The 2,411-nt window shown below is 38.5% G+C and carries 4 protein-coding genes; all 4 read right to left on the bottom strand.

Translation table 11 applies throughout. From position 1 onward, the window contains the following. Positions 1-457: 457 nt before the first annotated feature. The 4 genes from DW096_RS19105 to DW096_RS19090 all read right to left on the bottom strand — a co-directional run bounded on the left by DW096_RS19105 (position 458) and on the right by DW096_RS19090 (position 2,351). Positions 458-781 carry a hypothetical protein gene (locus tag DW096_RS19105; protein WP_005868762.1) on the bottom strand — a complete coding sequence of 108 codons (324 nt, stop codon included), beginning with the start codon at positions 779-781 and terminating at the stop codon, positions 458-460. A gap of 29 nt (positions 782-810) precedes the next feature. Continuing rightward, positions 811-1,374: an N-6 DNA methylase gene (locus DW096_RS19100; RefSeq protein WP_225990576.1), complete on the bottom strand. Its 564-nt coding sequence runs from the start codon at positions 1,372-1,374 to the stop codon at positions 811-813. A 177-nt stretch (positions 1,375-1,551) separates the two neighbouring features. Continuing rightward, positions 1,552-1,815 (bottom strand): hypothetical protein, encoded by a 264-nt coding sequence (locus DW096_RS19095; protein ID WP_005868765.1) that lies wholly within the window; start codon positions 1,813-1,815, stop codon positions 1,552-1,554. A 56-nt stretch (positions 1,816-1,871) separates the two neighbouring features. Continuing rightward, on the bottom strand, positions 1,872-2,351 hold the full coding sequence (locus DW096_RS19090; RefSeq protein ID WP_005868767.1) for an LPD28 domain-containing protein: 480 nt from the start codon (positions 2,349-2,351) through the stop codon (positions 1,872-1,874). Between the last annotated feature and the right edge of the window lie 60 nt (positions 2,352-2,411).

The following is a 2,411-nucleotide window of genomic DNA, read 5'->3' as shown; positions in this document are numbered from 1 at the left end:
GACAGGGGGGAACGGGTTAGCAACGGACTGCCGGGACAAACGGTAAAAGGAAGGGACAGCAAAATACCCTCCCTTCCCTAATCCAAAAGAAGGGAGAATGTGCTTCATTGAAGGTATATAGGTTCCGTTCCCTGATTATAACAATACATAGTGTTATTTCTGAAACCATCAAAGCATATATGAAAATCATCGAAATCCTGTTCCGTGGCCAAACGAACCTTATCACTCAACAAAACCATGCATTGTTTATTGACAGATGTAGCCAAAGAGGTAGTACGTCCCGGCTTTATCTCCAATGCCACCACATAAGAAGTCCTTCGTGGATAGATATACCCAATAATTTCCTCATTGAGTACAACCAAACGAATAACATCTTCATTCAAAACGGGAATATTATTAATTTTGCCCATCATTGTTATAATATAAATCAGTTTATAATCATTAAAATACAATATCATTACAAATGATACCTATAATTTTTATAGGTAAACTTTTCCACCGAGACCACCTCATAAAGATAGTCTTCATGGCAAGAAGCCATTATACAGTTCTCACATTCAAGAATAGGATTTATAACTACACGGAATTTAATAGTGCCGTCCACCAGAACAAACTCCACCCGATTAAAGAACCCTTGTAGAGAATGCCCTTCCTTATCCATCAGACGCACTACTTCACCTGTAAAAACAGCCAATTCCTTAGCCTGCCATTTCGCTTTACGCAAACAACTGTTCGCCGCTTTGACGTTCTCATTCACCTCTTTTGTTCTTATTGCTTTCATACCAAAATCCTTTTTACATATTTATCTTGTCAAAAATCAAAAGTCAGCTGCGTAGCCCTTGCGTTGCTCTGAATCGACCTCTTCAATTCAGAATTATCCTCCATTGCATTTTCAAGTTTCCTAATAAAAGAAGTGTCACCTGCTTCCGTTATCTTTAAAATAGGCAACCATACTCCGGCTATCAGCTGTAAATCTATATGATAACTTCTCCAATGCTGCATTGTCAATGTATTCATCCATGCGACTTCACCGGGTACGCTATTCATCATCAGATTGACAACGGTCATCTTTACACAAATCAAATCTATATCCGAGCCATAACAAAAAAGCCTTCCTCCATCATTCTCTTCCGCACATTTTTTTACAGCGGAAAGTAGCATCCTGCCGGAACCACAGCACGAATCACAGACCGACTGTTTAGGTTTCAGCCTATTTCCCCCCATACATGCCATCAAATCAGCAACGTGTATCGGGGTAAAGAACTGTCCGTTATTCCCATGACTGACACACTCCATGAACATATCTCCCAAGACATCGCAAAATCCTTCCGAATATTCAGACACCCTATAAAACATTTGAACAAAAAGTTCCATTTCATATGGCTTATATCTTTTTTCCACTCTACGATAATCCTCCGCCAACATCCCGACAGACAAATAGTAAAGACAAACATCCAAAAAATCCCGAAAGGCTTCTTCATATCCCCGACTGAAAGCAAGCTTTTCATAAAGTTTCATTATCTCCTTTGGTATCATACTTTTCTGACTTCATTATTCACAACATTCTATATTCCTTGTGCCATAGATTTTATCAAAAGCCGCTTTTATCTCCGAGCGATATTTACAGTCCTTCTCAAAACAAAGTTGTTTTGTCCAAAAATCGAAATCAAAACCATCGGTATTATCAATCGTTACAGAAACATAATCAGTCATACCACTCTGACATACAACCGTATGCCGATTTACACAAAAGTGGTCATTTAAAGCAGTTTCTTTTCGGGTAATGCGTTCTACCATCTTATCTATCCACTTCATACTTATAATATTTTATGTAATTGCCCCATTCCAAGAGGCAGTTACGGTTATACTCATTAAAAATCGTTCTCGTTCAAAAACAGCACATCGCCTTTCATCACCATCCAATTAATCTCACTCAGATGATAGCCACAATGCCCACTCAAAAAAATCTCAATCTCTTCAGTGGTCTGCAATCTCCTGTCTGGGCTTATCACCGCAACATTACCGGAATTACAATCCAATACAGCCAGTTTCTCATAAGCCCACTCACCAAACTGGCAGAACTCGATAAAATTGGTATAGGTTATCCGTATGCTATTGTTTGCATCAAATTCAAGGGGTGACTTTGTAATGAATGAACCTGCATGATTCACCACCACAGAGGGGCTAATCTCTGCCAATGAAGATAAGCTGTCATCCCATCTAATCTCATAAAGGAAAAATCCTTTTGGCAATGAATTGCGGTCTATACGATAACTGGAAAAAAGACCGTCTATCGTTTCATTAATAACTAACTGTTCATAATCTCCTTCTAAATAGTGTACTCGTGACATAACTCGTTGTTTTTTGGGATTGTTAAACTTCTAATTTTATGCTTCAGCTAGATTTAAAGA

Source organism: Bacteroides sp. AM07-18 (genome assembly GCF_003602695.1).
GTDB classification, from domain to species: Bacteria; Bacteroidota; Bacteroidia; order Bacteroidales; family Bacteroidaceae; genus Bacteroides; species Bacteroides uniformis.
Note: the sequence above shows the minus strand (reverse complement) of the source record. Positions and strands in the feature narration are given on the sequence as shown.

Bases quoted from the DNA above. Each gene is read 5' to 3' on its own strand.
- DW096_RS19105 (WP_005868762.1), bottom strand. From the start codon at position 781: ATGAAAGCAATAAGAACAAAAGAGGTGAATGAGAACGTCAAAGCGGCG.
- DW096_RS19100 (WP_225990576.1), bottom strand. From the start codon at position 1,374: ATGGAACTTTTTGTTCAAATGTTTTATAGGGTGTCTGAATATTCGGAA.
- DW096_RS19095 (WP_005868765.1), bottom strand. From the start codon at position 1,815: ATGAAGTGGATAGATAAGATGGTAGAACGCATTACCCGAAAAGAAACT.
- DW096_RS19090 (WP_005868767.1), bottom strand. From the start codon at position 2,351: ATGTCACGAGTACACTATTTAGAAGGAGATTATGAACAGTTAGTTATT.